We start from the raw sequence: 25,099 nt of genomic DNA, 5'->3' as shown, positions 1-25,099 counted from the left end.
CTTGAATTCTCGGGTCAAAACGCCGGGCATGGCCCGGCGCTACCTTGGTGTTTCCGTGCTGCAGCCGAGCATGGCTCGGCTCTACAGGTGCGAGGTGTTCGAGTGCCGACCAACGGTCGGCACCCACCGCGCGGCGTGTTACTGGCAGGCCTCGCAGGCTTCCGGGTTTTCCAGCGAGCAGGCGATGGCTTCGTCCGGGCTGAACACCTTGGCCGGTGCGGCGGCACTCACCGTCGTCTTGGCGATCTTGGTGGCCGGGCGCGAACGCAGGTAGTAGGTGGTCTTGATGCCCTGCTTCCAGGCGTACATGTACATGGAGGACATCGCGCCGATGTTCGGGCTTTCCATGAACAGGTTGAGCGAGGCCGACTGGTCGATGAAGGCGCCACGCTCGGCGGCCATGTCGATCAGCGAACGCATCGGCAGTTCCCACGCGGTGCGGTAGACCTCGCGCAGCGTTTCCGGGATCTGCGCCACGCCGGCGATCGAGCCTTCGGCCAGCTTGATGGCATCGCGCATTTCCGGCGTCCACAGCCCCAGCTTCTTCAGCTCGTTGACCAGGTAACGGTTGACCTGCAGGAAGTCACCGGACAGGGTCTCGCGCTTGAACAGGTTGGACACCTGCGGCTCGACGCACTCGTAGCAACCGGCGATCGAGGCGATGGTCGCGGTCGGCGCGATCGCGATCATCAGCGAGTTGCGCAGGCCGTGTTCCTTGATGCGCTCACGCAGGGCATCCCAGCGCGCAGTGTCTTCCGGCACCACGTTCCAGGCGTCGAACTGCAGTTCGCCACTGGCGGCACGGGTGTCGTTGAACGACGGGTGCTTGCCGCGTTCCTGGGCCAGCTCGCAGGAGGTTTCCAGCGCGTGGAAGTAGATCGCTTCGGCGATCTTCTTCGACAGCGCGCGGGCTTCGGCGCTGTCGAACGGCAGGCGCTTGCGGAAGAACACATCCTGCAGGCCCATGCAGCCCAGGCCGACCGGACGCCAGCGCAGGTTGGCGCGGCGGGCGGTTTCGATCGGGTAGAAGTTCAGGTCGATGACGCGGTCGAGCTGGCGCACGGCCAGGCGCACGGTCTCGGCCAGCTTGTCGAAGTCGAACTCGTTGTGCTCGTCGAAGTGGTTGCCCAGGTTGATCGAACCCAGGTTGCACACTGCGGTTTCATCGTTGGAAGTGACTTCCAGGATTTCCGTGCACAGGTTGGACAGGTGGATCACGTTGCCTGGACGCAGGGTCTGGTTGCTGGCGCGGTTGCACTTGTCCTTGAAGGTCATCCAGCCGTTGCCGGTCTCGGCCAGCGTACGCATCATGCGGGCGTACAGCTTGCGCGCGGGGATGGTGCGGCTGGCCTTGCCCTGGGCTTCGGCCTGCAGGTAGGCAGCCTCGAAGGCTTCGCCAAACAGGTCGGTGAACTCCGGCACGACGCGCGGATCGAACAGCGACCATTCCTGGTCGGCCTCGACGCGCTTCATGAACAGGTCCGGCACCCAGTTGGCCAGGTTCAGGTTGTGCGCACGGCGGGCTTCGTCACCGGTGTTGTCACGCAGTTCGAGGAAGTCCTCGATGTCGGCGTGCCAGGTTTCCAGGTACACGCAGGCTGCGCCCTTGCGCTTGCCGCCCTGGTTCACCGCGGCCACGGACGAATCCATGGTCTTCAGCCACGGCACGATGCCGTTGGAGTGGCCGTTGGTCGACTTGATCAGCGAGCCACGCGAACGCACGCGGGTGTAGCTGACGCCGATGCCGCCGGAGAACTTCGACAGCTGGGCGATGTCGCCGTACTTGGCATAGATCGACTCCAGCGAGTCCTGCGGCGAGTCCAGCAGGAAGCACGAGGACAGCTGCTCGTGGGTGGTGCCGGAGTTGAACAGGGTCGGGCTGGACGGCAGGTAGTCCAGGTTGCCCATGCGCTTGTACAGCGCCAGGGTCTCGGACACGTCCTCGCTCAGCGCGCTGGCGATGCGCAGGAAGAACTGCTGCGGGGTCTCGATCACCTTGCGGGTGTGCGGATGGCGCAGCAGGTAACGGTCGTACAGGGTACGCAGGCCGAAGTAATCGAAGTTCAGGTCCAGCGAGATGTCGATGGCGTCGTTGAGCTTGCGTGCATTGGTCTGCACGAAGTTCAGCAGGCGGTCGTTGATCAGGCCGACTTCATGGCCACGGCTGACCGACTGCGAGAAGGCGTAGATTTCCTGGCCCGAGACTTCCTTGGCGATGTAGTTGGCCAGCAGGCGCGCAGCCAGGCGGCCGTACTCGGGCTCTTCACCGATCAGCAGGGCGGCGGTGCGGATGGACAGTTCGTCCAGCTCGCGGGTGGTAGCGCCGTTGTACAGGCCGGAAATGGTGCGGGTGGCCACGCGCATCGGGTCAACGGCGTGCAGGCCTTCGGAGGAACGCTGCACCGCGCGCACGATCTTGTTCAGGTCCACCAGCTCGGTGGTCCCGTTGCGCTTGGTCACACTCATCGCGTTGGCCGTCGGCGGCGACGTCAACAGGAATTCGCTTTCCTTCTCGATGGTGGCGCTGGATTCGGTGCTCACGGCGTATGTCCTCTTGGCGTGATTGGGGGTGCTCGATGCATCGGGGTGACGCAGCCCGGGACATGACGGCCCAGGATGGCAGTACGGCGTCGCAGGGGATGAGACCCTGCGCCTGCCACTGCCGTTGACGATCGCCAATGGAGACTGCGGCCAACCCCCAGCCGTGGGGTTGCGGCGACCGACGGCCACAAGATAGTGGGGGTAATGGGGTCCGTCAACGCCAAATGTAGTGAAATTCGGCAATCCCTTGCGCCGCAAGGATCGTGCCATCGGCGCCCTGATCAGACGCTTCAGACCTGCCGGAACGGGCTGCGCAGTCAAGCCCGAAAGGCGTCACTGCGGTGGCACAACGCACCGCGGAAACGGAACAATGACAGCTTCACATGACAGTGATGAAACTGGCTAGGGACAACCCTGTGGATAGGTGGTGGGCATCCGGTGGACGTCGGGATCACCCGCCAGGCAGCGACGCGAGGCCGCATGTGTCGGCCGGGCCGGAGGAGTGGCCGCAGGGAAACGCCGTTGCGCCCTCCCCCCCGATCATTGCCGGCCAGCGGCCGGCACTACCGGAATTCCGGGGTGGTCGTGCCGGCCATTGGCCGGCAACGCACGCCCTCAGGCCCCCTCACGCCCGGTGCGGGGTGCCCAGGTACTCGGCGCTCTGCATCTCGATCAGGCGCGAGGCGGTGCGCTCGAACGCGCCCTGCAGGCGCTGGCCGGTGTACAGCTCGACCGGCGAGGTGCTGGCGGTGCAGACCAGGTTGACGTGGCGGTCGTACAACTCGTCGATCAGGTTGACGAAGCGGCGCGCGGCATCCTCGTTCAGGCGATCGAAGGCGGGAATGCCGCCCAGCAGCACCGTGTTGAACTCGTGCGCGATCTCGATGTAGTCCGAGGGCCCGCGCGGGCCCTCGCACAGCGCGGCGAAATCGAACCAGGCGATGCTCTTGCCGCGGCCGCGGACCGGAATCTTGCGGCCCTCGATCTCGATGTTGCCGGGCTTGGCCGGTTGGCCGCCGCTCAGTTCGCTCCAGCGCGTGGCCAGCCAGTCGTCGCTGTCGGCGGCCAACGGTGCGCGGTACACCGGCGAGCGGGTCAGCGCGCGCATCCGGTAGTCCTCGGTGCCTTCTGCGTACAGCTCCACGCAGAAGCGCTGCAGCAGGCCGATGGCCGGCAGGAAGCTCTCACGCTGCAGGCCGTTGAGGTACAGGTTCTCCACTGCGGTGTTGGAGGTGGTGACCAGGGTCACGCCCTCGGCGAACAGGCGCTCCAGCAGCCGCGCCAGCAGCATCGCATCGCCGATGTCGGTGACGAAGAACTCGTCCAGCACCAGCACTCGCAGGTTGCTGCGCCATTCCTGGGCGATCTTCGCCAGCGGGTCGCTCTGGCCCTGGTGCTCGCGCAGGCGCTCATGGACGCTGCGCATGAAGCGGTGGAAATGCGTGCGGTACTTCTGCTTGATCGGCAGCCCGTCGTAGAACAGGTCGACCAGGAAGGTCTTGCCGCGGCCGACGCCGCCCCAGAAGTACAGGCCCTTCACCGGCTCGGGCTTCTTCCAGAACGCGGACAGGCGGTCCAGCCAACCGTCCTCGGCACTGTCCAGCAGGCCCAGGTGGATGCGGTCCAGCTCGGCCAGCGCTGCATGCTGGGCCGGGTCGTCCTGCCAGTCACCACGGGCGACCCCTTCCGCGTACCGCTGCGACGGGGTCAGCTCGGTTGCACTCATGCCGCCGCGCCCAGCCAGTGCTTCACGCCGTGGGTCAGCGCGCCGCGCAGGTCGATCAGCTTGCGGTGGAAGAAGTGGCTGGTCTCGGGCATGCGCACCAGCTCATGCGGGAACTCCAGCGTGTCCAGCCACTGGTAGACAGCCTGCGGGTCGACGATCTCGTCCTGCTCGCCCTGGATCACCAGCCAGCGCGCCGGCGGTACGATGCCATCGAAGTCCCAGCGGCCGGCCGGTGGCGCGATCGAGATCAGCGCCTCCGGCTGCAGCGCGGCAGCGGCCTTCAGCGAAACGAACGAACCGAAGCTGAAACCGGCCAGCCACAGCCGGTCGTGCGGGCGCTGGCTGCGCACCCAGGCGGCGACCGCCTTCAGGTCATCCTGCTCGCCCACGCCGCCATCGAAGGTACCGGCCGAAGCGCCGACGCTGCGGAAGTTGAAGCGCACCGTGGCGATGCCCAGCTCGCGCAGGGTGGTGGCGGTCATGGTGACCACCTTGTTGTGCAGGGTACCGCCTTCGGTGGACAGCGGATGGCAGACGATGGCCACGATCGGCTGCACCGGCGCGTCGGCCTTGGGCAGGTCGACGACCACTTCCAGCGGGCCGGCCGGGCCATCCAGTTGGAGACAGGCGGTTTCGCCGGGGGCGACGGGGAACGAGGGCTTGTGCATGGCACCATGATACCGTCCCCCGCCCCTGCCCTGTGCCCGCCCCATGCTCTACCTGTCTTTGGCCGTGATCTGCAGCGTGCTGGTTTCGGTGGTGTTGAAGGTGGCTGGACGCCGCCAGCTGGATGTCGCGCAGATGGTCACCTGGAACTATCTGGTGGCGGCAACGCTCACCGCCGCGGTGCTGCAGCCGCCGCTGGATGCGCTGCGCGCGCCACATGCCCCGTGGCTGTCCTTGCTGGCGCTGGCGGTGGTGCTGCCCTCGATCTTCCTGGTGCTGGGCCGCGCGGTGGCGGTGGCCGGCATCGTGCGCAGCGATGTGGCACAGCGCCTGTCGCTGCTGCTGTCACTGGCTGCCGCCTTCCTGTTCTTCGGCCAGACCGCGACGCCGTGGAAACTTGCCGGGCTCGGCCTGGGCCTGCTGGCGATGGTGGCGATCAGCCTGCGCCCGCGTGGCCCGGCGGTGGCGTCCTCGCCCGGCGGCTGGGGCTGGCTGCTGGGGGTATGGGCCGGGTTTGCGGTGGTGGACGTGCTGCTCAAGCAGGTGGCGCTGTCGGGCACGCCGTCGATGGCGGCGGTGCTGGCCAGCTTCAGCGTAGCCTTCGTGCTGATGCTGGCCCTGCAGCTGTGGCGGCATGCGCGTGGCCGCAGCCGGCTGGCCTGGCGAAACCTGGGCGCAGGCGCGCTGCTGGGCCTGCTCAATGGCGGCAACATCCTGTTCTATGTGCATGCGCACCAGTCGATGCCGGACAACCCGGCCACCGTGTTCGCAGGCATGAACATCGGCGTGGTGGTGCTGGGTGCACTGGTGGGCGTGTTTGCCTTCGGCGAGGCCACCACGAAGTGGAACCGTGCCGGTTTGGCGCTGGCGGTGCTGGCGATCGGCTTGATCGCCTGGGGGTGAGCATTGGTCGCGGCGTGCCATTTCCGCGCCCGCGGAGGGATGTCACTTTTCTTTTCGCGCGAAAAGAAAAGTGACCAAAAGAAACGCGCCGCCAGCCGCGAGCCGGTGCTGTGCACCGGTACCCTGCGATGCTCGGCTCGCTTGAAGGCGGAATGGAAGATAAAAAGCAACAGCAGGATCCGTGCCGATCAAGGTCGCTCCCAGAGCAGATCCCCGGCGAACCCTATCTGTCGAAGCCCAGCAGCAGCGGGTCGTGGTCGGAGCTGCGCCACGGGCCCTGCACGTTGCGGCCCTGGTAACCGCTGGCGTCCTGCTCATCGGCGTTGCTGTGCCATTCGGCGGCGCCGCGCAGGCGCCTGGCCATGCCCGGGCTCAGCAGCGCGTGGTCGAGGCGGCCGGTGTAGCCGTTGTAGACGTAGCTGTAGGGATGCTCGGCCTTGGCGACCTTGAACGCGTCCTGCCAGCCCAGGTCGTGCAGGGTGCGGATCGGATCTTCCATCGCGTAGGCATTGAAATCGCCGAGCAGTACCGCGTCCTTTGTACCGGTACCGGTCGGATCCGTCTGCAGCCAGGCATGCAGCTGCTGCGCCGAGGCCACGCGGGTGGCGTTCCAGCAGCCCTGGTTGTCGTTGCGATCGGCGTCGGCGCCGCTTGCGTCGCGGCAGCCCTTCGACTTGAAGTGATTGGCCACCACAACGAACGGCGCGCCCTGCTTGCCCTGGAAGGCCTGCGCCAGCGGCACGCGGCTGTGCTCGACGAACGGGCCGCCGGTCAACGTGGCCGGCGTGCCGACCGGCTGCAGGCGTGAGCTGCGGTAGATGATGCCGACCCGGATCGGGTTGTCGCCGGGGCCGTTGCCGGCATCGACGAAGCGCCAGTCGCCCTGCGCACCGCGGTCACGGTTGAGCGCATCGACCAGTTCGGCGATGGCCGACTGCGGGCCGTAGCCGTCGTTCTCCAGCTCCATCAGCGCGGCGACGTCGGCGCCCAGCGCGTTGACCGTGGCGACCAGCTTGGCCACCTGCGCCTTGTGCTCGTCCAGCGTGCGGGCGCCGCGCAGGGTCGGGAAGCCGCCGCCCTGGCCGTCACCGTTGAAGAAGTTCTCCAGGTTGAAGGCCGCCACGTGCAGGCTGCCCGGCACCGTCGGCACTGCCGGGCGCTTGAGTTCCGGCAGTTTCAGCACACCTTCGACCTGCAGGCGCGGATGGCCCTGCGCGTCCATGCGCACGATGCCCTGCACGTCACGCAGCTGCATGCCGGTGCGCAGCACCGGGCTGCCCGGCAGGTACGCCACGCTGGCGGGGTCTCGGGCATCACGGCCATCTTCCAGCACCAGGCGGCGGCGCTGGTTGTCGGCCATCACCTGCTCATAGCCGGCAGTACCCGGCGCGGCCACTTCGGTCGGCTGCCAGAGGCGACCATCGAAGGCTACGGTGAGCTGGCCGAAGCGCTCCAGGCCGTCGGTACCGGCCAGGGTCAGCGGTGCGGCAATGCGCACCCGCTGGCCATCCAGCGCGCGCCAGTCGGCCGGCGCGGCGGTCAGCACCACGGTGGCGCTGCTGCGCGCGGCGGAGGGTGGCGCGACCGGTGCGGCCTGCGGCTGGGCCTGGGCAAAGGCGCCGGCCGGCAGCAGCAGGGACAGGGCAAGGGCGAGGGAACGGCGGCGCATCAACGGGCGACTCCATGGAAGAGGCGCACAGACTAACCCTGAAATGCGAAACGCCGCCTGCGCAGCGGGGGCATATGAGCGATCAGGCCTCGGTGGGCAAAGCCGGGGGATCGTAGAGCCGAGCCCATGCTCGGCTGCACCTGGCCACACCGCGCGCAGAGCAGCCGAGCGCGGGCTCGGCTCTACAGGAAGCGGCGCGTTGCGGCGGCTATTTCAGGTTGCCCAGCATCCAGTCCACGGTGGCGTGGATCTGCTCCTCGGTCAGGGCCGGGTTGCCGCCCTTGGGCGGCATGATGCCGCCGTCGGGGCCGGTATAGCCCTCGATGGCATGCTTGTAGAGCGTGTCCTTGCCCTGCGCGATGCGCTTGTCCCAGTGCGAATGGTCCAGCGTCGGTGCCATGCCCACGCCGGTGGTGTGGCAGGCGGTGCACAGGTTGTCGAAGATCACCTTGCCATCCTTGGTGCCGCCGTAGGCCACCTGCGACGCGGCCTTGGCCAGCGCGGCGGCCTTGGCGGCAGCCTGCGCGGCGGCGCCGGTGCTGCCGGCATAGACTGCACCGGTGGGCGAGATGCGCTGTTCGGTGCGTTTGGCCGCGGTCGGCGACACCTCGGGCGGAATCCGGGTGTGGATGTAGGCGGCAAGGAGAATGAGGCCGAGGGTGATGGTCGCCAGCAGCGCGATCACCATGGAGAAGCGTTTCAGGAACTCCAGATCGTAATTCCGCACTCTTCGTTACCCCTGGCTGATAGTCGTTGGACCACGGCTGAGCGACTGCGTGATGGGCCGAGTATAGAACGCACTTTGCGTGCGACAACAGGCGTCACTGCTGATGCGGCGCTACCGGATTGCCGGGGCGCCGATCGCGCGCAGGCAGAAGCTGCAGATCGCATCCACCAGCGCGTCTTCGTCGCGGTGCGCTGCGCGGCTGGGTGCGGTCGGGCCGACCATCGCTTCGGTGAAGGCACCCACCAGGCAGGCGGCGGCCACATGCGCGTCCTGCGCAGGCAGCTCACCGGCCGCCACGCCCTCCTCCACCAGCCGCAGGAACACGTCGCCGAAGGCGCGACGACCGCGCATGCGCTCGGCTTCCACATCCGGGTCGACCGGTTCGACGATGAAGGCGTGCGCGAGCCCCGGCCCGGCCAGGGCACGGCGGACGAAGGCGGTGATCGCCAGCCGCAGCCGCTCGCTGGCCGCCTCCGGGCCACTGGCGATCCGCTCCATGATCGCGACCTCGTGGGCCACGGCGGCATTGAGGACTTCCACGAACAGCTCCGCCTTGGATGGGAAATGCCGGTAGATCAGGCCGGTGGACACCCCCGCCTGGGTTGCCACGGCCGTCACCGGGGCATTGCGCCAGCCGCCAGTGGCGACCAGCGCGCGGGTGGCCAGCAGGATCCGTTCTCGGGCGCCCGCCAGGCGTTCTTCCATCAATGCAGAGCGTTTATAGGCCATGTTCTGATTCTAGTTTCAATTTTTGAATTCGTATTCACTTCTTACCCGAACCCCGCTACGCTGGGGCCATCGCCCGTGTAGGTGACGGTCCTGCAGACCGCCGCCCACTCCCCCGCCGGGTGCGTCCATTCCTGCCATCCCGCCGTGGAGCCACCACAATGCACGTGCCATCCCTGAACTTCGATCTTGGCGAAGACATCGACCTGCTGCGCCAGAGCGTGGCCCATTTTGCCGCCGCCGAGGTCGCGCCGCTGGCCGCCGAGGCCGATGCCAGCAACCAGTTCCCGCTGGCCCTGTGGCCGAAGCTGGGCGAACAGGGGCTGCTGGGCCTCACCGTGGAAGAAGCATACGGTGGCACCGGCATGGGCTACCTGGCCCATGTGGTGGCGATGGAAGAGATCTCGCGCGCTTCCGGCGGCATCGGCCTGTCCTATGGCGCGCACTCCAACCTGTGCGTGAACCAGCTGCGCAAGAACGGCAACGAGGAACAGAAGCAGCGCTTCCTGCCCGACCTGTGCAGCGGCGCCAGGGTGGGCGCGCTGGCGATGAGCGAACCGGGCGCCGGTTCGGACGTGGTGTCGATGAAGCTGCGCGCGGACAAGCGCGGCGACCGCTACGTGCTCAACGGCAACAAGATGTGGATCACCAACGGCCCGGATGCCGACGTGCTGGTGGTCTACGCCAAGACCGACATGGAGGCCGGCGCCAAGGGCATCACCGCGTTCCTGGTCGAGAAGGGCATGAAGGGCTTTTCCACCGCGCAGAAGCTGGACAAGCTGGGCATGCGTTCTTCGCCCACCTGCGAGCTGGTGTTCCAGGATTGCGAGATTCCTGAAGAGAACGTGCTGGGCCAGGTTGGCGGTGGCGTGCGCGTGCTGATGTCCGGCCTGGACTACGAGCGCGTGGTGCTGTCCGGTGGCCCGCTGGGCCTGATGGCCGCGGCCATGGACGTGGTGATGCCGTATGTGCACGAGCGCCACCAGTTCGGCGAGCCGATCGGCAGCTTCCAGCTGATCCAGGCCAAGATCGCCGACATGTACGTGGGCCTGGGTGCCTGCCGCGCGTATGTCTATGCCGTGGCACGCGCCTGCGACCAGGGCCGCACCACCCGCCAGGACGCCGCCGGTGCCATCCTGTACGCCGCCGAGAAGGCCACCTGGCTGACTGGCCAGGCGATCCAGATCCTGGGCGGCAACGGCTACATCAACGAATACCCGACCGGCCGCTTGTGGCGCGATGCCAAGCTGTATGAGATCGGCGCCGGCACGTCCGAGATCCGCCGCATGCTGATCGGCCGCGAACTGTTCCAGCGCACCCTGTAAGGCCACTGCGATGACCGTATTGAGCACCCAGCTGCAACCGGGCAGCGAAACGTTTGAAAGCAACCGCGCGGCCATGCAGGCCGTGGTCGACGACCTGCATGCCACCCTCGCCCGCACCGCGCTGGGTGGCAGCGAAGCCGCACGCGCCAAGCACACCGCGCGCGGCAAGCTGCTGGTGCGCGACCGCATCGACGCCCTGCTCGACCCGGGCAGCGCGTTCCTGGAAATCGCGCCGCTGGCCGCGCACGGCATGTACGAAGACACCGTGCCGGCCGCTGGCGTAGTGGCCGGCATCGGCCGCGTCAGTGGCGTGGAATGCGTGATCGTGGCCAACGATGCCACGGTCAAGGGCGGCACCTACTACCCGATGACGGTGAAGAAGCACCTGCGCGCGCAGGAGATCGCCGAGCAGAACCACCTGCCGTGCATCTACCTGGTCGATTCCGGTGGCGCGTTCCTGCCGCTGCAGGACGAAGTCTTTCCCGACCGCGACCATTTCGGCCGCATCTTCTACAACCAGGCCAACCTGTCGGCACAGGGCATTCCGCAGATCGCCTGCGTGATGGGCAGCTGCACCGCTGGTGGTGCCTATGTGCCAGCGATGAGCGACGAGACGGTGATCGTGCGCGAGCAGGGCACGATCTTCCTCGGCGGCCCGCCGCTGGTGAAGGCGGCCACCGGCGAAGTGGTGACGGCCGAGGAACTGGGTGGTGCCGATGTGCACACGCGCATCTCCGGCGTGGCTGACCACATGGCCGACAACGACCTGCAGGCACTGGCACGGGTGCGCGCGATCATCGCCCAGCTCAACTGGCGCAAGCCGGAACCGGCCATGGCGGTGCAGGCGCCCGAGGAACCGCTGCTGCCGGCACCCGAACTGTACGGGGTGATCCCGGCCGATACGCGCAAGCCCTACGACGTACGCGAAGTGATCGCGCGGCTGGTCGATGGCTCACGCTTCGATGAATTCAAGCCGCGCTACGGCGCAACGCTGGTCACCGGCTTCGCCCATCTGAACGGCTACCCGATCGGCATCATCGCCAACAACGGCATCCTGTTCTCCGAGTCGGCACTGAAGGGCGCGCACTTCATCGAGCTGTGCACCCAGCGCAACATCCCGCTGGTGTTCCTGCAGAACATCACCGGCTTCATGGTCGGTCGAAAGTACGAACAGGGTGGTATCGCCAAGGACGGGGCCAAGCTGGTGATGGCGGTGGCCTGCGCCAGGGTACCCAAGTTCACCGTGGTCATCGGTGGCTCGTTCGGTGCCGGCAACTACGGCATGTGCGGCCGTGCATACTCGCCGAACTTCCTGTGGATGTGGCCGAACGCGCGCATCGGCGTGATGGGTGGCGAACAGGCCGCCAGCGTGCTGGCCACGGTCAAGCGCGATGGCATCGAGGCCAAGGGCGGCCAGTGGCCGGCAGCGGAGGAAGACGCGTTCAAGGCACCGATCCGCGATCAGTTCGAGCAGCAGGGCCACCCGTACTACGCCAGCGCACGCCTGTGGGACGACGGCGTGATCGATCCGGCCGACACCCGCCGGGTGCTGGCGCTGGCGCTGTCGGCCAGCCTCAACGCCGCCCCGCAGCAGACGCGCTTCGGCGTGTTCCGCATGTAACCCGTGCCATGACCGAGCCTGTTGCCATGTTCACCAAAGTCCTGATCGCCAACCGCGGCGAAATCGCCTGCCGCGTCATCGCCACCTGCCGCCGCCTCGGCATCGCCACCGTGGCGGTGTATTCCGATGCCGACCGCAACGCACGCCACGTACGCCTGGCCGACGAGGCCATCCACATCGGCCCGGCCGCCGCGCGTGAGAGCTACCTGCGCGGCGACGCCCTGCTCGACGCCGCACGCCTGACCGGCGCGCAGGCGATCCACCCCGGTTACGGCTTCCTGTCCGAGAATGCCGACTTCGCCGATGCCTGCGCCGCCGCCGACGTCACCTTCATCGGGCCGCCGGCCAGCGCGATCCGCGCGATGGGTGACAAGAGCGCGGCCAAGGCGTTGATGGCCAAGGCCGGTGTGCCACTGACGCCGGGCTACCACGGCGACCAGCAGGAGCCGACGTTCCTGCGCGCGCAGGCCGATGCCATCGGCTACCCGGTACTGATCAAGGCCAGCGCCGGTGGCGGTGGCAAGGGCATGCGCAAGGTCGAACGCAGCGAGGACTTCGTCGATGCACTGGCCAGCTGCCAGCGCGAGGCCGCCTCGGCATTCGGCAACGACCATGTGCTGGTCGAGAAGTACGTCGAGCGCCCGCGCCATATCGAGATCCAGGTGTTCGGCGACAGCCACGGTGATGCGGTCTACCTGTTCGAGCGCGATTGCTCGGTGCAGCGCCGCCACCAGAAGGTGCTGGAAGAAGCGCCCGCCCCGGGCATGAGCCCCGAACGTCGTGCGGCGATGGGCAAGGCCGCGGTCGATGCCGCGCGCGCGGTGGGCTACGTCGGCGCCGGAACGGTGGAGTTCATCGCCGGCCCGGACGGCGATTTCTACTTCATGGAGATGAACACCCGCCTGCAGGTCGAGCACCCGGTGACCGAGTACATCACCGGCACCGACCTGGTGGAGTGGCAGCTGCGCGTAGCCTCGGGCCAGCCACTGCCGCTGCGCCAGGAGCAGCTGGCGATCCACGGCCACGCCATCGAGGCGCGGCTGTATGCCGAAGACGCCGACCGTGGTTTCCTGCCGTCCACCGGCCTCCTGCGCCGCCTGCGCCTGCCGGCGCCGTCGACTCATGTGCGCGTGGATACCGGTGTCGAGGAAGGCGACAGCATCACGCCGTACTACGATCCCATGATTGCCAAGCTGATCGTCTGGGACGTGGACCGCGACGCCGCACTGCGCCGCATGAGCCAGGCCCTGGCCGACTGCCAGGTGGTGGGCGTGACCACCAATGCCGGTTTCCTGCGCCGCCTGGTGAACACCGATTCGTTTACCCACGCCAAGCTGGATACCGCGCTGATCGAGCGCGAGCAGGCCGCATTGGGTCAGGTGGGTGACAGCGATGATGCGCTGTGGCTGCTGGCGGCGGTGGCCGCCGTGGCCACTACTGCAGGTGCAGCCAGCGACGCGCGCGACCCGCATTCGCCGTGGCAGGCGCAGGACGGCTGGCGCCTTGGCGCGCCCGCGCCGCGCGTGCTGCCGCTGCAGCAGGGCGAATGCCGGCACACGCTGAAGGTGTGGGCGCAGGCCGATGGCTGGCGCGTGCAGTGCGATGACGCAGCACCCGTGCAGGTGATCGGCACAGCCGATGTGCGGGGGCTGGCGGTGCAGCTGGGGGGGCGCCGCTGGACACTGCAGCTGCTGCGCGACGGTGACCAGCTGTACCTGTTCGGCGCCGACGGCCAGCACCGTTTCACCCTGCATGATCCGGTGAGCGAATCGGACCACGCCGTGGCCGATGCCGGCAGCCTGCTGGCACCGATGCCCGGGAAGATCGTGGCCACGCTGGTCGCCGCCGGTACCGAGGTCAAGCGCGGCACGCCGCTGGTGGTGTTGGAAGCGATGAAGATGGAGCACACCCTGCAGGCGCCGGCCGACGGCACGGTGAAGGGCTACCGCGCCAAGGCCGGTGACCAGGTCAACGACGGCGCGGTGCTGGTGGACTTCGAAGCGGCGTGAACGCCGGGGCGACGGTCGCTCAGCGGTCGTCGCCCGCCGTCACCCGACCAGCGGGATCGAATTCGGCCGTGTCCAGTGTGGCACTGCGCCAGCCCAGGCCGCAGATGGCCATCGCGCTCTGGCCGATGCCATCGAAGCCGAAGGCACGATCGACATCGGCATCGTTGATGGCTGCGGTGACGAAGGCGGCCAGGCCGCGCTCGGTCGCGCACAGGTACAGCAGCTGCGAGATGTGACCGACATCCAGCGCCACCGCACGGTGCGCCTTGGCGTGGTTGCGGTACTTCCAGAAGCAGCGGTCATAGCGCGGCGCCAGCACCAGCAGCGCCGGCGCATCGGCGAACCACGCCTGTCCGGACAGCATCCGCCGCGCCAGCGCCGGCAGTGCCTGCGACGGTGGCGAGGGCAGCGGCAGCACGGCGTGCTGCACCGGGTGGTAGTGATACAGGCCCGGTGCCAGTCCTTCCACGTTCTGCACCAGCAGGAAGCCTTCGGTGGGATGCAGGCCGCCACCGGAAGGCACGTTCTTCTTCAGGAACTCGGTATCGCGCTCGACCTTCTGCACCGCGTGCGCCATCAGCGTGCGCTGCAGCACCTGGGCCAGCAACGGCAGCGGCAACGCGCGCTGCGGGTCGAAATTGCGGCAGGTGGTGCGGCGCGCCAGCAGTGCGTCGAACGCGGCCTCTTCGCTGCGCGGCAGCGGCTGGTAGTCGCCCTGCATGGGCTGCACCACCGGCGGTGGCGGCCCGAGGCGCTGGCGCAGGCCGGCAGCGGTGTCCAACCCCTGCCGGCGCATGTCCTCCACGCTGTCCACGGCCTGCCAGCGTGCATGGCGATGGGCCAGTGCAGCCAGCGGCCACCACTGGCTGCGCCGCAGCGCCTCGTCGCGCAGCTGGTGCCCCACCTCGCTCGGCGGGTCGGTCAGCAGCAGGCCCTGCTCGACCAGGCGGGCCAGCATCGCCGGGGAGGCATCGGCGGGCGGTTCGCTCCAGCGGTGCGCGCTGAGCTCGCCCAGCAGCTGGCGCTCCTCGGCGTCCACCGGCAGCGGCTGGTCCAGATGCGCGGCCAGCGCCACCCAGCTGATCTGGCTGTCCATCTCGGCGTGGCCGGCCAGCATCGCGCGCAGGTCCAGGGTGACCGCCTCGCGGGGCTCGAACATCAGGCTGGCGCAGCGGCGCAGGCGCATCGGTTTCCTTCCTTCTGCCGCACAACCGGCATAGCAGCAACGACCGCGGCGCGGCCAACTTTAGCGATGTGCACAGCGCGGCCCTCAATGGCAGGCTGTCGCGGCCGATACGAGAAACTCCACTTACGGACGATCCCCATGAGCACCCATCCCCGCCTTTCCGCCGCAGACGCCAGCCTCCTGCTGGACCACCTGATCGGCAGCGACGACTTCCGCAGCCACTTCACCGCGTCGCCGGCCAAGGCCCTGGCCTCGATCGGGCTGGACGGTGCCGTTGGCGAGAACGACTGCATGAAGATCGGCACCCTGGCCTCGGTCGAAGAGCTGAGCCAGGTGCGTGACGGGCTGCAGGCCCACCTGTCCGGGTCGGTGGCGGCCATGACCGTGGTGTTCTGCTTCGAAGCCGGCAAGGTCGGCGAGCGCATCGACGGTTGACCCGCCATCAGGGCGCGCCGGCCGTGGCCGGCGATGCCCACATGGACACGTCATGCACGTTCAGTGGTTGCCAGACCTGCATGGCGGTGACCTCGGCAATGGCCTGGCCGCGATGCTGGGACAGCCAGGCCTGCTCGCGGCGTACCGCGGCTTCATTGCCCTGTGCGCGCAGCGCGAGCAGCAGCACGACGTGTGCCTGCACCGGCTCGCTGCCATCGAGCATCGGCTCGATCAGCGCGCGGGCTGCATCGGGCCGCTGCATCTGCAGTTCGTCCATGGCGCTGACGATGCGCAGCCAGCGGTCCGCGACCGGACTGCGCAGGCTGCGCAGCAGGGGCCGCTGCTCGTCCAGCCAGCGCCTGGCCAGTTCGAACTGGCCCTGCCGCTGCGCCAGGTGGACCAGTGCCAGCCATTGCAGGCCACGGGCATGCAGCATGGGATCATCACGCTCCTGCAGCATCGGCTGCAGCAGCGCCGCGATGGCCTGCAGCCCGGCACGGTCTGCGCTCGGGCACAGCGCCGCCACGCTGGCGTGCTGCAGGCGCTGCTGCACCTGAAGATCGACCAGCGTCGGCGCCGCTGCATCTTCGCGTATCGCCTGCTGCATGGCCGCGCAATCGCGCTGCGCAGCAGCCAGCAACAACTGCGCACGCAGCTTCATCCGCTCCTGCAGGCCATCACTGGCGTGGATCTGCGGTAACAGCTTCGCTGCCTTCGCGTACTGCCCCTGCGCCACCAGCACATCCACACCGGTCTCATCGGCGTCATCACGGCCGCGCAGGACCTGCGCCTGGGCCAGCGTTTCGGCAGCGAGCTGCGGTTGGTTGGCAGCGATCTGTATCCGCACCAGGTGGACCAGCGGATACAGCCGCAGCGGATCCTGCGGTACTGCGGCCGCACGCGCATAGGGTTCGGCCTCGCTGAACTGGTTGGCCTGCAGCAGGTACCAGGACGTGTTGGACAGCCCCGCGAACGAATCCGGATAGACCTTGGCCAGCGTGCGCCATTGCTCCAGCGCCCAGCCACCCGGCTCCAGCTCGGCCATCCAGGCCTTCAGATACAGCCGCTCGCGTGGCGGCAGCCGATCCTGCAGGTCCAGCGCATGCTGCATGGCTTCGCGTGCACGCCGCCCTTCCTCGACGCGCGCATGCAGTTTGGCCACGCCCATGTAGGCCAGGGCGAAACCAGGATCGATATCGATCGCCGCCTGGTACAGGTTGCGCGCCTCCTCGAAGCGACGCTGGCCCAGTGCACTTTCCGCCAGCGCGAATGCACGCAGTGCGCGAAGGTCCTGGGTCGATGCCCGCGGCAGCGGCAACGACTGTTCCAGGCTCGCCACCGATTCGCCCAGTCCGCGACGCAGGCGCCCGACCACGTCGTCCACCGCGAACACCATCTGGTCGGATCGATCCACGGTGGCGGTGAACGTCTGGATCACCTGGCCGCTGCCGGGTGCGGCGACATCGATGGCCAGCTCGTAGCCACCGATCTTCTGCCGCACCGTCGGCAGCAGCACGGCGCGCGCGCCTTCCCGCACCGCCACGTTGGCCGCGGTATCGCGGCTGAGCCGGGTATCGCCCGAGAGCCGCGCCATTTCCAGGCTTTCGCGGATCTTGCCCTCCGACAGCACGTTCACGTAGCGCGATTGCTCCAGCGCGATCCGGATCGCGTGCCGCATCGAGTCGTCGAAGATCGGGTCGCCGGTGAGGTTGTCGACATCACCGAGCACCACCCAGTCGCGCTCGGCGAACGCGATCGCCGGTTCCGGCCGCAGCAGCAGCCAGCCGCCCAGCACCGCCACCGCCAGCACCAGGCCTTCGGCGGCCAGCACCAGCGGCTGCCGCCACAACGGCAGGTCGCGGCGGGCCTTGGCATTGGCACGCGGCATGCGCAGCGGTGCGGAGCCGATCTCGCCCACTTCGATCACTTCCTGTACCACCGGCACGCCCTTGAAGCGCCAGCGCCCGTGCGACTTCCACAACAGGCGCGTGCCGCGCTCGCCCAACGCATCGGTGGCACGGCGGGTCAGCGATTCGGCTACCGCCGACAACAGGATCTGGCCGGGCCGGGCCAGCATCATCAGGCGCGCCGCCATCGGCTTGGCCAGGCCTTCCACTTCCATCGACTTGGCGCCGGCGCGGACTGCCTCGGCACTGTTTTCCCAGGTCAGCACGTCGCCCACATGCAGGCCAGCACGCGCGCGCAGTTCAATCGCACGCTGCTGGCCCAGCGCATGCAGTTCACGCTGGTAGTCCAGGGCGAAGCCCAGGGCATCGATGGCGCGCTCGAACAGCATGAACAGGCCGTCCGAACGATCGATCAGCTGGCCATTCCAGCGGTGCTGCAGCACCAGCACCAGGCGGTCGTGTTCCTGGAACAGGCTCGCCGCCGCCACGTCGCCGATCCGCTCGACCAGCTGCAGCGAATCACACAGATCAGTGAACAGCAGGGCGCGTAGCTGTGGGCTATGCGGGGCTGACGTTCCGTTGTCGCCATTCATCGCCTGCATCTCCCTATTGGCCGTCCGGATCATCCACCCAGCGCAGGCAGTTGCCGCCATCACGCTTGGCCCGGTACAGCGCCCGATCGGCGCTGGCATACCACTCACTCCAGCCCGCGTCGGCATCCAGCAGGCTGGCTCCGATGCTGACCAGGCTTACATGCGGCGTGCCGTGACTGCGCTCGAGCAGGCCGTGCACCGCGCTGAGGATGAACTCGGCAGCGTGCTGCACGATCTCGCGGTTGCCACGGCGCAGCATCAGGCAGAACTCATCGCCGCCAAGCCGGCAGGCCAGATCCTGTTCGCCAGCCATCGAGCGCAGGATGTTGCCCATGCTCTGCAGCACGCGGTCGCCGGCCTGGTGGCCGTGGCGGTCGTTGATCTGCTTGAAGCGGTCGCAGTCGATCAGCAGCAGCGCCTGTGGCGGCCCCTCGGCACGCTCGCGGCACTCCTGCAGGTACAGGGTGAGGCCACGGCGGTTGTGCAGGCCGGTCAGTTCATCGGTACGCACCAGCTCGCGGGTGTGGGTCAGCTGGTGGGTGGTGATGTAGAGGTTGTCCAGCGCGGTTTCCAGATCGTGGTTGCGCCGGCGCAGCTGGCTGATCAGGGCCTGTTCGTTGGCCAGCACGCGCATGATCGTGCGGCGCAGGAAATAGGCCACCAGGCCCGGATTGGATTCGACCAGCCGGTGGAAATCAGCCGGCCCCAGTTCCAGCACATCGCATTCGACCAGCGCGCGCGCGCTCGCGCTGCGCAGGTGGTCGCCGACCAGCAGGCCCAGTTCTCCGAAGAACTCATGCTGCCCGAGTGTCTTGATCACCAGGTCCTCGCCGAAGTCCAGTTCGATCTGGCCTTCGAGGATCACATACATGCGCTCGCCGCGGTGGCCACGCTGGAACAGCCACTGTCCGGCACGGAGCTTGCATGCGCGGGCGAATCTGGCAAACAATGCCACCTCGGCATCTGACAACAGCGCGTGCACGATCTCGGCCATCGCCACCCGGGCGATACCTGTCGTCACATCACTGTTCTCGGCCGCACCCCTGCCGGTCATTCCCTGCACCCGCCGCCAGCGTCCCCTGGTGAGCCGCGGAGCATAGCACCGCTTTAAAGTGTGCGCCCTATCTCATTTTGACCGCTCTGCCGATCTTGATTGATGTGAAGATCGGTGGTGGCCCGTTCTGGTCACGGGCGCCCGGGCAAAACCCCTGCTGGATCAATTCGATGCCGGGTTTCACAGGGTTTCGGCCAAGTTGCCGGAACCCGGGGTGCGCCTGATTGACGCTGCCCGCTGGCTACCCCTTGCATCGATACAACAACGCCGGCAGGTCCCCCGACCGGCCGGCGTTGCCTGGCCCTTCCCTGGCCACCCTGATCGGATTTCCAGGGCCCGGTAGAGCCGGCCGCTGGCCGGTTGCCACGCAGCGCCCGGAGCATCCCGTGATTGCCGGCCAGCGGCCGGCACTACCGGATCACGCGGCGCACCGGATCACGCCGCGCGTTCGCTCCGCCCGCCGTGGAACTGCTCTTCCTCGGTCGAGCCGGTCAGCGCGGTGGTCGACGACTGGCCCTGCTGGATCGCCTGGGTCACCGCATCGAAATAGCCGGTACCGACCTCACGCTGGTGCTTGACCGCAGTGAAACCGCGCTCGACCGCTTCGAACTCGGCTTCCTGCAGTTCCACGAACGCACTCATCTGGCGGCGTGCGTAGCCGTGGGCCAGATTGAACATGCCGTAGTTCAACGCATGGAACCCTGCCAGGGTGATGAACTGGAACTTGTAGCCGTAGCTGCCCAGTTCGCGCTGGAACTTGGCAATGGTGGCGTCGTCCAGGTTCTTCTTCCAGTTGAAGCTGGGCGAGCAGTTGTAGGCCAGCAGCTTGCCGGGGAACTTCGCATGGATCGCCTCGGCGAATTTCCGTGCAAATTCCAGGTCCGGCTTGCCGGTCTCGCACCACACCAGGTCGGCGTAGGGCGCATAGGCCAGGCCGCGGCTGATCGCCTGGTCCAGGCCGTTTCGGGTCTTGTAGAAGCCTTCGACGGTGCGCTCACCGGTGGTGAACGGCTTGTCGTTGCCGTCAATGTCACTGGTCAGCAGATCCGCAGCTTCGGCATCGGTGCGCGCGACCAGCAGGGTCGGCACGCCCATCACGTCGGCGGCCAGGCGTGCGGCGTTGAGCTTCTCGATCGCCTCGCGGGTCGGCACCAGCACCTTGCCGCCCATGTGCCCGCACTTCTTCACCGAGGCCAGCTGGTCCTCGAAGTGCACGCCGGCGGCGCCGGCCTCGATCATCGCCTTCATCAGTTCAAAGGCGTTGAGCACGCCGCCGAAGCCGGCCTCGGCATCGGCCACGATCGGCTGCAGGAAGTCGATGTCATCCTTGCCTTCGGCGTGATGCAGCTGGTCGGCGCGCAGCAGCGTGTTGTTGATGCGCTTGACCACCGCCGGCACCGAATCAGCCGGGTACAGCGACTGGTCCGGATACATCTGCCCGGCCAGGTTGGCGTCGGCCGCCACCTGCCAACCGGACAGGTAGATCGCCTTCAGGCCGGCCTTGACCTGCTGCATGGCCTGGTTGCCGGTCAGCGCACCCAGCGCGTTGACGAACTCGCGCTCGTGCAGTGACGCCCACAGTTTCTCGGCGCCCAGGCGGGCCAGCGAATGCTCGATGTGGACGGTGCCGCGCAGGCGCACCACGTCGGCAGCGCTGTAGTTGCGCTGGATGCCTTCCCAACGCGGGTGGGTATCCCAGTCGTGCTGGATCTGTTCGGCAGTGGGCAGCTTGCTCATGTCTTTCTCCAGTTCGGTTCGTGCGTGCGGCGGGGAGGGAAACGGCGGCAGACGCGGGCGGCAGTCAGTCGATGCGCGCGTAGGCCGGCAGGGTCAGGAAATCGGTCAGTTCGTCGCTGCGGCTCAATTCGCCGAGCAGGGCGATGGCCTCGCTGATGCGTGCGCCACCGGGCAGCGCGGCGGTATCGCCCAGCCGTGCCGGCAGCTGCGACAGGGTGGAATCCAGCAGGGCCAGGTCGATCGCGGTGCCATCGTCCAGCTGCTGGCCCGGCGTATGCAGCCACTGCCACAACTGGCTGCGGCTGATCTCGGCGGTGGCCGCGTCCTCCATCAGGTGATGGATCGGCACACAGCCGTTGCCATCCAGCCACGCCGCCAGGTAACGCACGCAGACTTCCACGTTGCCTTCGAAGCCGGCGCGGGTGATGGTGCCCGGCGGCCGCGCGATCAGTTCGTCGCGGCCGACGCGCACGTCCTGGCGCAGCACGCTGTGCTGGTTCGCACCGGGCATGTGTTCGTCGAAGATCGCCATCGCCACCGGAATCAGCGCCGGATGCGCGACCCAGGTGCCGTCGTGGCCGGCGCTGACTTCACGCAGCTTGTCGGCGCGCACGCGGGCCATGGCCTGCTCGTTGGCGGCGGCATCGTTGTTGATCGGAATCTGCGCGGCCATGCCGCCCATCGCATGCGCACCGCGGCGGTGGCAGGTCTGGATCAGCAGTTCCGAATAGGCCTTCAGGAACGGCTGGGTCATGGTCACCTGGCCACGTTCGGGCAGCACGCGGTCGGCGTGGCGGCGGAAGGTCTTCAGGTACGAGAAGATGTAGTCCCAGCGCCCGCAGTTCAGGCCGACGATGCGGTCACGCAGCGCGTGCAGGATCTCGTCCATCTCGAACACCGCCGGCAGCGTTTCGATCAGCACGGTCACCTTGATCTGGCCGTGCGGCAGGCCGAGCATCCCTTCGATGTGCGAGAGCGCGGTCTCCCACAGCGCCGCCTCTTCCATGCTCTGCAGCTTGGGCAGGTAGAAGTACGGGCCACGATCCTTCGCCTGCAGGGAGCGCGCGTTGTGGAAGGCGAACACCGCTGCGTCGAACAGGCCACCGGCGAGGAACTGGCCGTCGATGCGCACGTGCTTCTCGTCCAGGTGCCAGCCACGCGGGCGCACGATCAGCACCGCCTGTTCGTCATACGGGCGCAGCGTGTAGTGCTTGCCATTGGCGGCGGTGTATTCCAGATCGCCGCGCACCGCCGCGGCCAGCGACTGCTGCCCGGCCAGCAGGTTGCGCCAGGTCGGCGAGGTCGAATCCTCGAAGTCGGCCATGAACACCTTGGCGCCCGAGTTCAGCGCGTTGATGACCATCTTCGGGTCGGTCGGGCCGGTGATCTCGACGCGGCGGTCCTGCAGCGCGGCCGGCAGCGGCGCAACGCGCCAGTCGCCGCTGCGGATCGCGGTGGTGTCTTCACGGAAGTCCGGCAGGCCGCCCTGGTCGAAGAACGCCTGGCGCTCGCGGCGGGCCTGCAGCCGTGCCTGCCGGCCCGGTTCCACCGCGCGGTGCAGCGACACCAGCAGGGCCCGCAGCGGCGCCGGCAGCACGGTGTCCTGGCCGGCCACGCGGGTCGCCAGGGCGATGCCGGGGGTGGCCTTGGTGGCGGGGGTGGGAACGGCGGAAGCGACGGCGGACATGGGGCGACTCCAGCGGTGGGGGAACGTCTCCACGGTGCCGCCGGGCCTCAGTATTTGGCAAAACAGTTTTTGCAATGTTTTACATAAGTTGTGCTAATACTCGTTACACGATGAGCACACGCACCGCGCCAAGTCCGCGTTTTTCCTACAAATCCGACCGGCTGAAGCCGCTGCGCGCGTTCTGCCAGACCGTGCGCCTGGGCTCGGTCTCACGGGCGGCTGAGGCACTTTTCGTCAGCCAGCCGGCCATCAGCCTGCAGTTGCAGGCGTTGGAACGGGAGCTGGGGGTGCCATTGTTCGAGCGCAGCGGGCGGCGCCTGGTGCCCAGCCGCGAGGGCCAGCTGCTGTACGAGATGGCACAGCCGCTGGTGGAGAACCTGGACGGGCTGGAGGCGCGCTTCCGCGACAAGGTGCGCGGCCTGGACGCGGGCGAGCTCAACATCGCCGCCAACAGTTCGACCATCCTGTACCTGCTGCCGAAGATCGTCGAACGCTTCCGCCTGCACCATCCGGACGTGCGCCTGACCCTGCACAACGCGATCAGCGCCGACGGCACCGACCTGCTGCGCGAGGATGCCGCCGACCTGGCGATCGGTTCGATGACCGATGTGCCGGCCGACCTGACCTACGCCCCGGCCTACCGCTTCGAGCAGGTGCTGATCGCACCGCACGATCATCCGCTGGCCAAGGGCGGCGAGCTGGAGCTGGCCGATATTGCGCGCTATCCGCTGGTGCTGCCGCCGAAGCGGCAGATCACCTACCGGCTGGTGGACCAAGTGTTCCAGCGCCACCGCATCGCCTACACCGTGGCGCTGGAGGTGGGGGGCTGGGAAGTGATCAAGCAGTACGTGGCGATGGGCATGGGCATTTCCATCGTGCCGGCGCTGTGCCTGAACGAGGCCGACCACGAGCGGCTGGCGGCGCGATCGATGAAGCGCTGGTTCCCCGAGCGCAGCTACGGGGTGATCGTGCGCCGGGGCAAGGCGTTGTCGGCGCAGGCGCGGGCGTTCATCGAGCTGATCCAGCCGGAGTTGTTCAGTCCGCGCGATTACGACCAGAGCGGGCATTCGGAGCGGTGAGGGGTGTCCGGCAGGGCTGCGCCCTGCACCTGCAGAGGCCGAAGCAACAGCAACGGCGACAGCGGGCTTTCCGTGGGATGGCGGGGTGGGTCCGGTTACGGGGAACGCCGTAAATCCGTCCATGGAGGCTCGGTCGCGCCATCCATGGCGCTCACGCCCCCGCAACCGGACCCACCCCGCCTTCGACCGTTTTCTGCGAACTGTGGGAAATGCTCCCCATGGTGGGTGCCGACCGTTGGTCGGCACGGGGTCGGATCCCGTTGCTGCGCAACGGGCACTGACCCCGCCTCTGATCCATTTCCGGCTGACGATGAATAAACTCGACGCATGTCCATCGAACTCCGTCACCTGCGCTACTTTCTCGCTGTCGCCGATACGCTGCACTTCGGCCAGGCGGCGGAGCGGCTGGGCATGTCACAGCCGCCGCTCAGCCAGCAGATCCGCCAGCTGGAAGAACTGATTGGCGCGCGCCTGTTCGTGCGCAGCCACCGCCGCGTGCAGCTGACGCCTGCGGGCGAGCTGCTGCAGGAACGTGCACGCGCCATCGTGCAGCAGGTGGAAACGGCCGTGGACGAGGTACAGCGTGCACAGCGTGGTGAGCAGGGTGAACTGCATATCGGTCTGACTCGCGCCACGCCACTGTCACCGCAGATTCCGCGTTCGATCCTGCGCTACCGTCAGCAGTATCCGCAGGTGCGGCTGCAGCTGAGCGAGATGAACACGCTGCAGCAGATCGATGCGCTGCTCGACGGTTCACTGGACGTGGGCATCATCCGCAAGCGCGCGCTGCCGCCGGAACTGGTGGCGCACAGCCTGTTCGTCGACCCGCTGGCGCTGATCGTGCACGCCGACCACCCTGCCCTGCGCAGGCGGTCGAAGCAGGGCACGCTGTCGCTGCGCGACTTCGCGCAGGAGCCGTTCGTAGCGTTCCGCCGCAGCGCCGGCGCGGGCATCCACGACCACATGATCGCGTTGTGCGCAGCGGCGGGCTTCACGCCGCGCATCGTGCAGGAAGCCGGTGAAGCATCGACCTTGATCAGCCTGGCCGCTGCGGGCCTGGGTGCGGCGATCCTGCCGTCGTCATGCGATCACATACGCGTGGAAGGATCGCGCTTCGTGGCACTGGCCGATGCTGGCGCGCATTCGGAAGTGCAGCTGGCCTGGCACCGCGAACGGGTAACGCCGCTGATCCGCAATTTCGCCACGCTGCTGCGCGGAGCGTTCGCCGAGGGGTAGGCGTGCACTCCACCCGGGTAGTGGGGGGGGGGGGGGGGGGCCCCCCCCCCCGGCCGGCTGCCGGGCCCCCGCCCGCGCAAGCCTTCAAACTTTAAATATAAAAAAAAAAAAAAAAACACCAAAAAAAAAAATTATAAATTTTTTGTGTTGGGTTATAATAAAAAAAACCTGGGGGGGGGGGGGGGGGGGGGGGGGGGGGGGGGGGGGGGGGGGGGGGGGGGGGGGGGGGGGGGGGGGGGGGGGGGGGGGGGGGGGGGGGGGGGGGGGGGGGG

General features: G+C 67.8%; 18 protein-coding genes. 7 read left to right on the top strand and 11 right to left on the bottom strand.

Features of this window, described 5'->3' with window-relative positions; translation table 11 throughout:
- Window positions 1–138: 138 nt before the first annotated feature.
- The 3 genes from WDC87_RS18005 to WDC87_RS17995 all read right to left on the bottom strand — a co-directional run bounded on the left by WDC87_RS18005 (window position 139) and on the right by WDC87_RS17995 (window position 4,935).
- Window positions 139–2,541, bottom strand: coding sequence for a ribonucleoside-diphosphate reductase subunit alpha (locus WDC87_RS18005; protein ID WP_072167310.1), 2,403 nt, complete (start codon window positions 2,539–2,541; stop codon window positions 139–141).
- Window positions 2,542–3,166: 625 nt separating this feature from the next.
- Entirely contained in the window at window positions 3,167–4,267 is a 1,101-nt protein-coding gene (zapE, locus tag WDC87_RS18000) for a cell division protein ZapE (protein ID WP_061480271.1), read from the bottom strand.
- Window positions 4,264–4,935: a CocE/NonD family hydrolase gene (locus WDC87_RS17995; RefSeq protein WP_088496854.1), complete on the bottom strand. Its 672-nt coding sequence runs from the start codon at window positions 4,933–4,935 to the stop codon at window positions 4,264–4,266. The genes zapE and WDC87_RS17995 overlap by 4 nt, the downstream gene beginning before the upstream one ends.
- 43 nt (window positions 4,936–4,978) lie before the next feature.
- Here WDC87_RS17995 and WDC87_RS17990 point away from each other — a divergent pair, with 43 nt between their 5' ends.
- A complete protein-coding gene (locus WDC87_RS17990) occupies window positions 4,979–5,836 on the top strand; it encodes an EamA family transporter (RefSeq protein ID WP_088496132.1) in 858 nt (285 codons plus the stop codon).
- Window positions 5,837–6,059: 223 nt separating this feature from the next.
- Here the strand turns inward: WDC87_RS17990 and WDC87_RS17985 are convergent, their stop codons facing one another.
- From WDC87_RS17985 to WDC87_RS17975, 3 genes are all read right to left on the bottom strand, one after another.
- Complete coding sequence (locus tag WDC87_RS17985; protein WP_088496131.1) at window positions 6,060–7,505, bottom strand: ExeM/NucH family extracellular endonuclease; 1,446 nt, start codon at window positions 7,503–7,505, stop codon at window positions 6,060–6,062.
- 208 nt (window positions 7,506–7,713) lie between these two features.
- Complete coding sequence (locus WDC87_RS17980) at window positions 7,714–8,232, bottom strand: c-type cytochrome (RefSeq protein ID WP_005407662.1); 519 nt, start codon at window positions 8,230–8,232, stop codon at window positions 7,714–7,716.
- Between the two features lie 111 nt (window positions 8,233–8,343).
- On the bottom strand, window positions 8,344–8,961 hold the full coding sequence (locus WDC87_RS17975) for a TetR/AcrR family transcriptional regulator (RefSeq protein ID WP_180884847.1): 618 nt from the start codon (window positions 8,959–8,961) through the stop codon (window positions 8,344–8,346).
- 158 nt (window positions 8,962–9,119) lie between these two features.
- Between WDC87_RS17975 and WDC87_RS17970 the strand changes: the two genes are divergently transcribed.
- Genes WDC87_RS17970 through WDC87_RS17960 form a run of 3 tightly spaced genes read left to right on the top strand, consistent with a single transcriptional unit; the run spans window position 9,120 to window position 13,913 of the window.
- Window positions 9,120–10,283, top strand: a complete 1,164-nt coding sequence (locus WDC87_RS17970) for an isovaleryl-CoA dehydrogenase (protein ID WP_072167315.1) — start codon at window positions 9,120–9,122, stop codon at window positions 10,281–10,283.
- A gap of 10 nt (window positions 10,284–10,293) precedes the next feature.
- A complete protein-coding gene (locus tag WDC87_RS17965) occupies window positions 10,294–11,904 on the top strand; it encodes a carboxyl transferase domain-containing protein (RefSeq protein WP_252744879.1) in 1,611 nt (536 codons plus the stop codon).
- 26 nt (window positions 11,905–11,930) lie between these two features.
- The gene (locus WDC87_RS17960) at window positions 11,931–13,913 is read left to right on the top strand and encodes an acetyl/propionyl/methylcrotonyl-CoA carboxylase subunit alpha (protein ID WP_252744878.1); all 1,983 of its coding nucleotides are present in this window, start codon (window positions 11,931–11,933) and stop codon (window positions 13,911–13,913) included.
- Between the two features lie 19 nt (window positions 13,914–13,932).
- Here WDC87_RS17960 and WDC87_RS17955 read toward each other — a convergent pair whose 3' ends face one another.
- Window positions 13,933–15,099, bottom strand: a complete 1,167-nt coding sequence (locus WDC87_RS17955; RefSeq protein ID WP_252744877.1) for a putative peptide maturation dehydrogenase — start codon at window positions 15,097–15,099, stop codon at window positions 13,933–13,935.
- Window positions 15,100–15,237: 138 nt separating this feature from the next.
- On the opposite strand from WDC87_RS17955, the gene WDC87_RS17950 reads away from it, so the two are divergent.
- Window positions 15,238–15,534 (top strand): NHLP-related RiPP peptide, encoded by a 297-nt coding sequence (locus WDC87_RS17950; protein ID WP_072167317.1) that lies wholly within the window; start codon window positions 15,238–15,240, stop codon window positions 15,532–15,534.
- 7 nt (window positions 15,535–15,541) lie between these two features.
- Here WDC87_RS17950 and WDC87_RS17945 read toward each other — a convergent pair whose 3' ends face one another.
- The 4 genes from WDC87_RS17945 to aceB all read right to left on the bottom strand — a co-directional run bounded on the left by WDC87_RS17945 (window position 15,542) and on the right by aceB (window position 22,512).
- Window positions 15,542–18,034, bottom strand: a complete 2,493-nt coding sequence (locus tag WDC87_RS17945; RefSeq protein WP_252744876.1) for a putative peptide modification system cyclase — start codon at window positions 18,032–18,034, stop codon at window positions 15,542–15,544.
- Window positions 18,035–18,047: 13 nt separating this feature from the next.
- Window positions 18,048–19,088, bottom strand: a complete 1,041-nt coding sequence (locus WDC87_RS17940; protein ID WP_252744875.1) for a GGDEF domain-containing protein — start codon at window positions 19,086–19,088, stop codon at window positions 18,048–18,050.
- A 435-nt stretch (window positions 19,089–19,523) separates the two neighbouring features.
- Window positions 19,524–20,825, bottom strand: coding sequence for an isocitrate lyase (gene aceA, locus WDC87_RS17935; protein ID WP_252744874.1), 1,302 nt, complete (start codon window positions 20,823–20,825; stop codon window positions 19,524–19,526).
- 64 nt (window positions 20,826–20,889) lie between these two features.
- Window positions 20,890–22,512, bottom strand: a complete 1,623-nt coding sequence (aceB, locus tag WDC87_RS17930; protein ID WP_336331317.1) for a malate synthase A — start codon at window positions 22,510–22,512, stop codon at window positions 20,890–20,892.
- 110 nt (window positions 22,513–22,622) lie between these two features.
- Here aceB and WDC87_RS17925 point away from each other — a divergent pair, with 110 nt between their 5' ends.
- A complete protein-coding gene (locus WDC87_RS17925) occupies window positions 22,623–23,591 on the top strand; it encodes a LysR family transcriptional regulator (RefSeq protein ID WP_061480260.1) in 969 nt (322 codons plus the stop codon).
- A gap of 327 nt (window positions 23,592–23,918) precedes the next feature.
- On the top strand, window positions 23,919–24,827 hold the full coding sequence (locus WDC87_RS17920; protein ID WP_252744337.1) for a LysR family transcriptional regulator: 909 nt from the start codon (window positions 23,919–23,921) through the stop codon (window positions 24,825–24,827).
- Window positions 24,828–25,099 lie beyond the last annotated feature (272 nt).

Source organism: Stenotrophomonas maltophilia group sp. Smal12 (genome assembly GCF_037079935.1).
GTDB lineage: Bacteria > Pseudomonadota > Gammaproteobacteria > Xanthomonadales > Xanthomonadaceae > Stenotrophomonas > Stenotrophomonas sepilia.
This window is presented reverse-complemented; position numbering and strand designations above follow the sequence as displayed.

Coding starts and splice junctions, on each gene's coding strand:
- zapE (WP_061480271.1), bottom strand. CDS start 4,267: ATGAGTGCAACCGAGCTGACCCCGTCGCAGCGGTACGCGGAAGGGGTC.
- WDC87_RS17995 (WP_088496854.1), bottom strand. CDS start 4,935: ATGCACAAGCCCTCGTTCCCCGTCGCCCCCGGCGAAACCGCCTGTCTC.
- WDC87_RS17990 (WP_088496132.1), top strand. CDS start 4,979: ATGCTCTACCTGTCTTTGGCCGTGATCTGCAGCGTGCTGGTTTCGGTG.
- WDC87_RS17985 (WP_088496131.1), bottom strand. CDS start 7,505: ATGCGCCGCCGTTCCCTCGCCCTTGCCCTGTCCCTGCTGCTGCCGGCC.
- WDC87_RS17975 (WP_180884847.1), bottom strand. CDS start 8,961: ATGGCCTATAAACGCTCTGCATTGATGGAAGAACGCCTGGCGGGCGCC.
- WDC87_RS17970 (WP_072167315.1), top strand. CDS start 9,120: ATGCACGTGCCATCCCTGAACTTCGATCTTGGCGAAGACATCGACCTG.
- WDC87_RS17965 (WP_252744879.1), top strand. CDS start 10,294: ATGACCGTATTGAGCACCCAGCTGCAACCGGGCAGCGAAACGTTTGAA.
- WDC87_RS17960 (WP_252744878.1), top strand. CDS start 11,931: ATGTTCACCAAAGTCCTGATCGCCAACCGCGGCGAAATCGCCTGCCGC.
- WDC87_RS17955 (WP_252744877.1), bottom strand. CDS start 15,099: ATGCGCCTGCGCCGCTGCGCCAGCCTGATGTTCGAGCCCCGCGAGGCG.
- WDC87_RS17950 (WP_072167317.1), top strand. CDS start 15,238: ATGAGCACCCATCCCCGCCTTTCCGCCGCAGACGCCAGCCTCCTGCTG.
- WDC87_RS17945 (WP_252744876.1), bottom strand. CDS start 18,034: ATGAATGGCGACAACGGAACGTCAGCCCCGCATAGCCCACAGCTACGC.
- WDC87_RS17940 (WP_252744875.1), bottom strand. CDS start 19,088: ATGACCGGCAGGGGTGCGGCCGAGAACAGTGATGTGACGACAGGTATC.
- aceA (WP_252744874.1), bottom strand. CDS start 20,825: ATGAGCAAGCTGCCCACTGCCGAACAGATCCAGCACGACTGGGATACC.
- aceB (WP_336331317.1), bottom strand. CDS start 22,512: ATGTCCGCCGTCGCTTCCGCCGTTCCCACCCCCGCCACCAAGGCCACC.
- WDC87_RS17925 (WP_061480260.1), top strand. CDS start 22,623: ATGAGCACACGCACCGCGCCAAGTCCGCGTTTTTCCTACAAATCCGAC.
- WDC87_RS17920 (WP_252744337.1), top strand. CDS start 23,919: ATGTCCATCGAACTCCGTCACCTGCGCTACTTTCTCGCTGTCGCCGAT.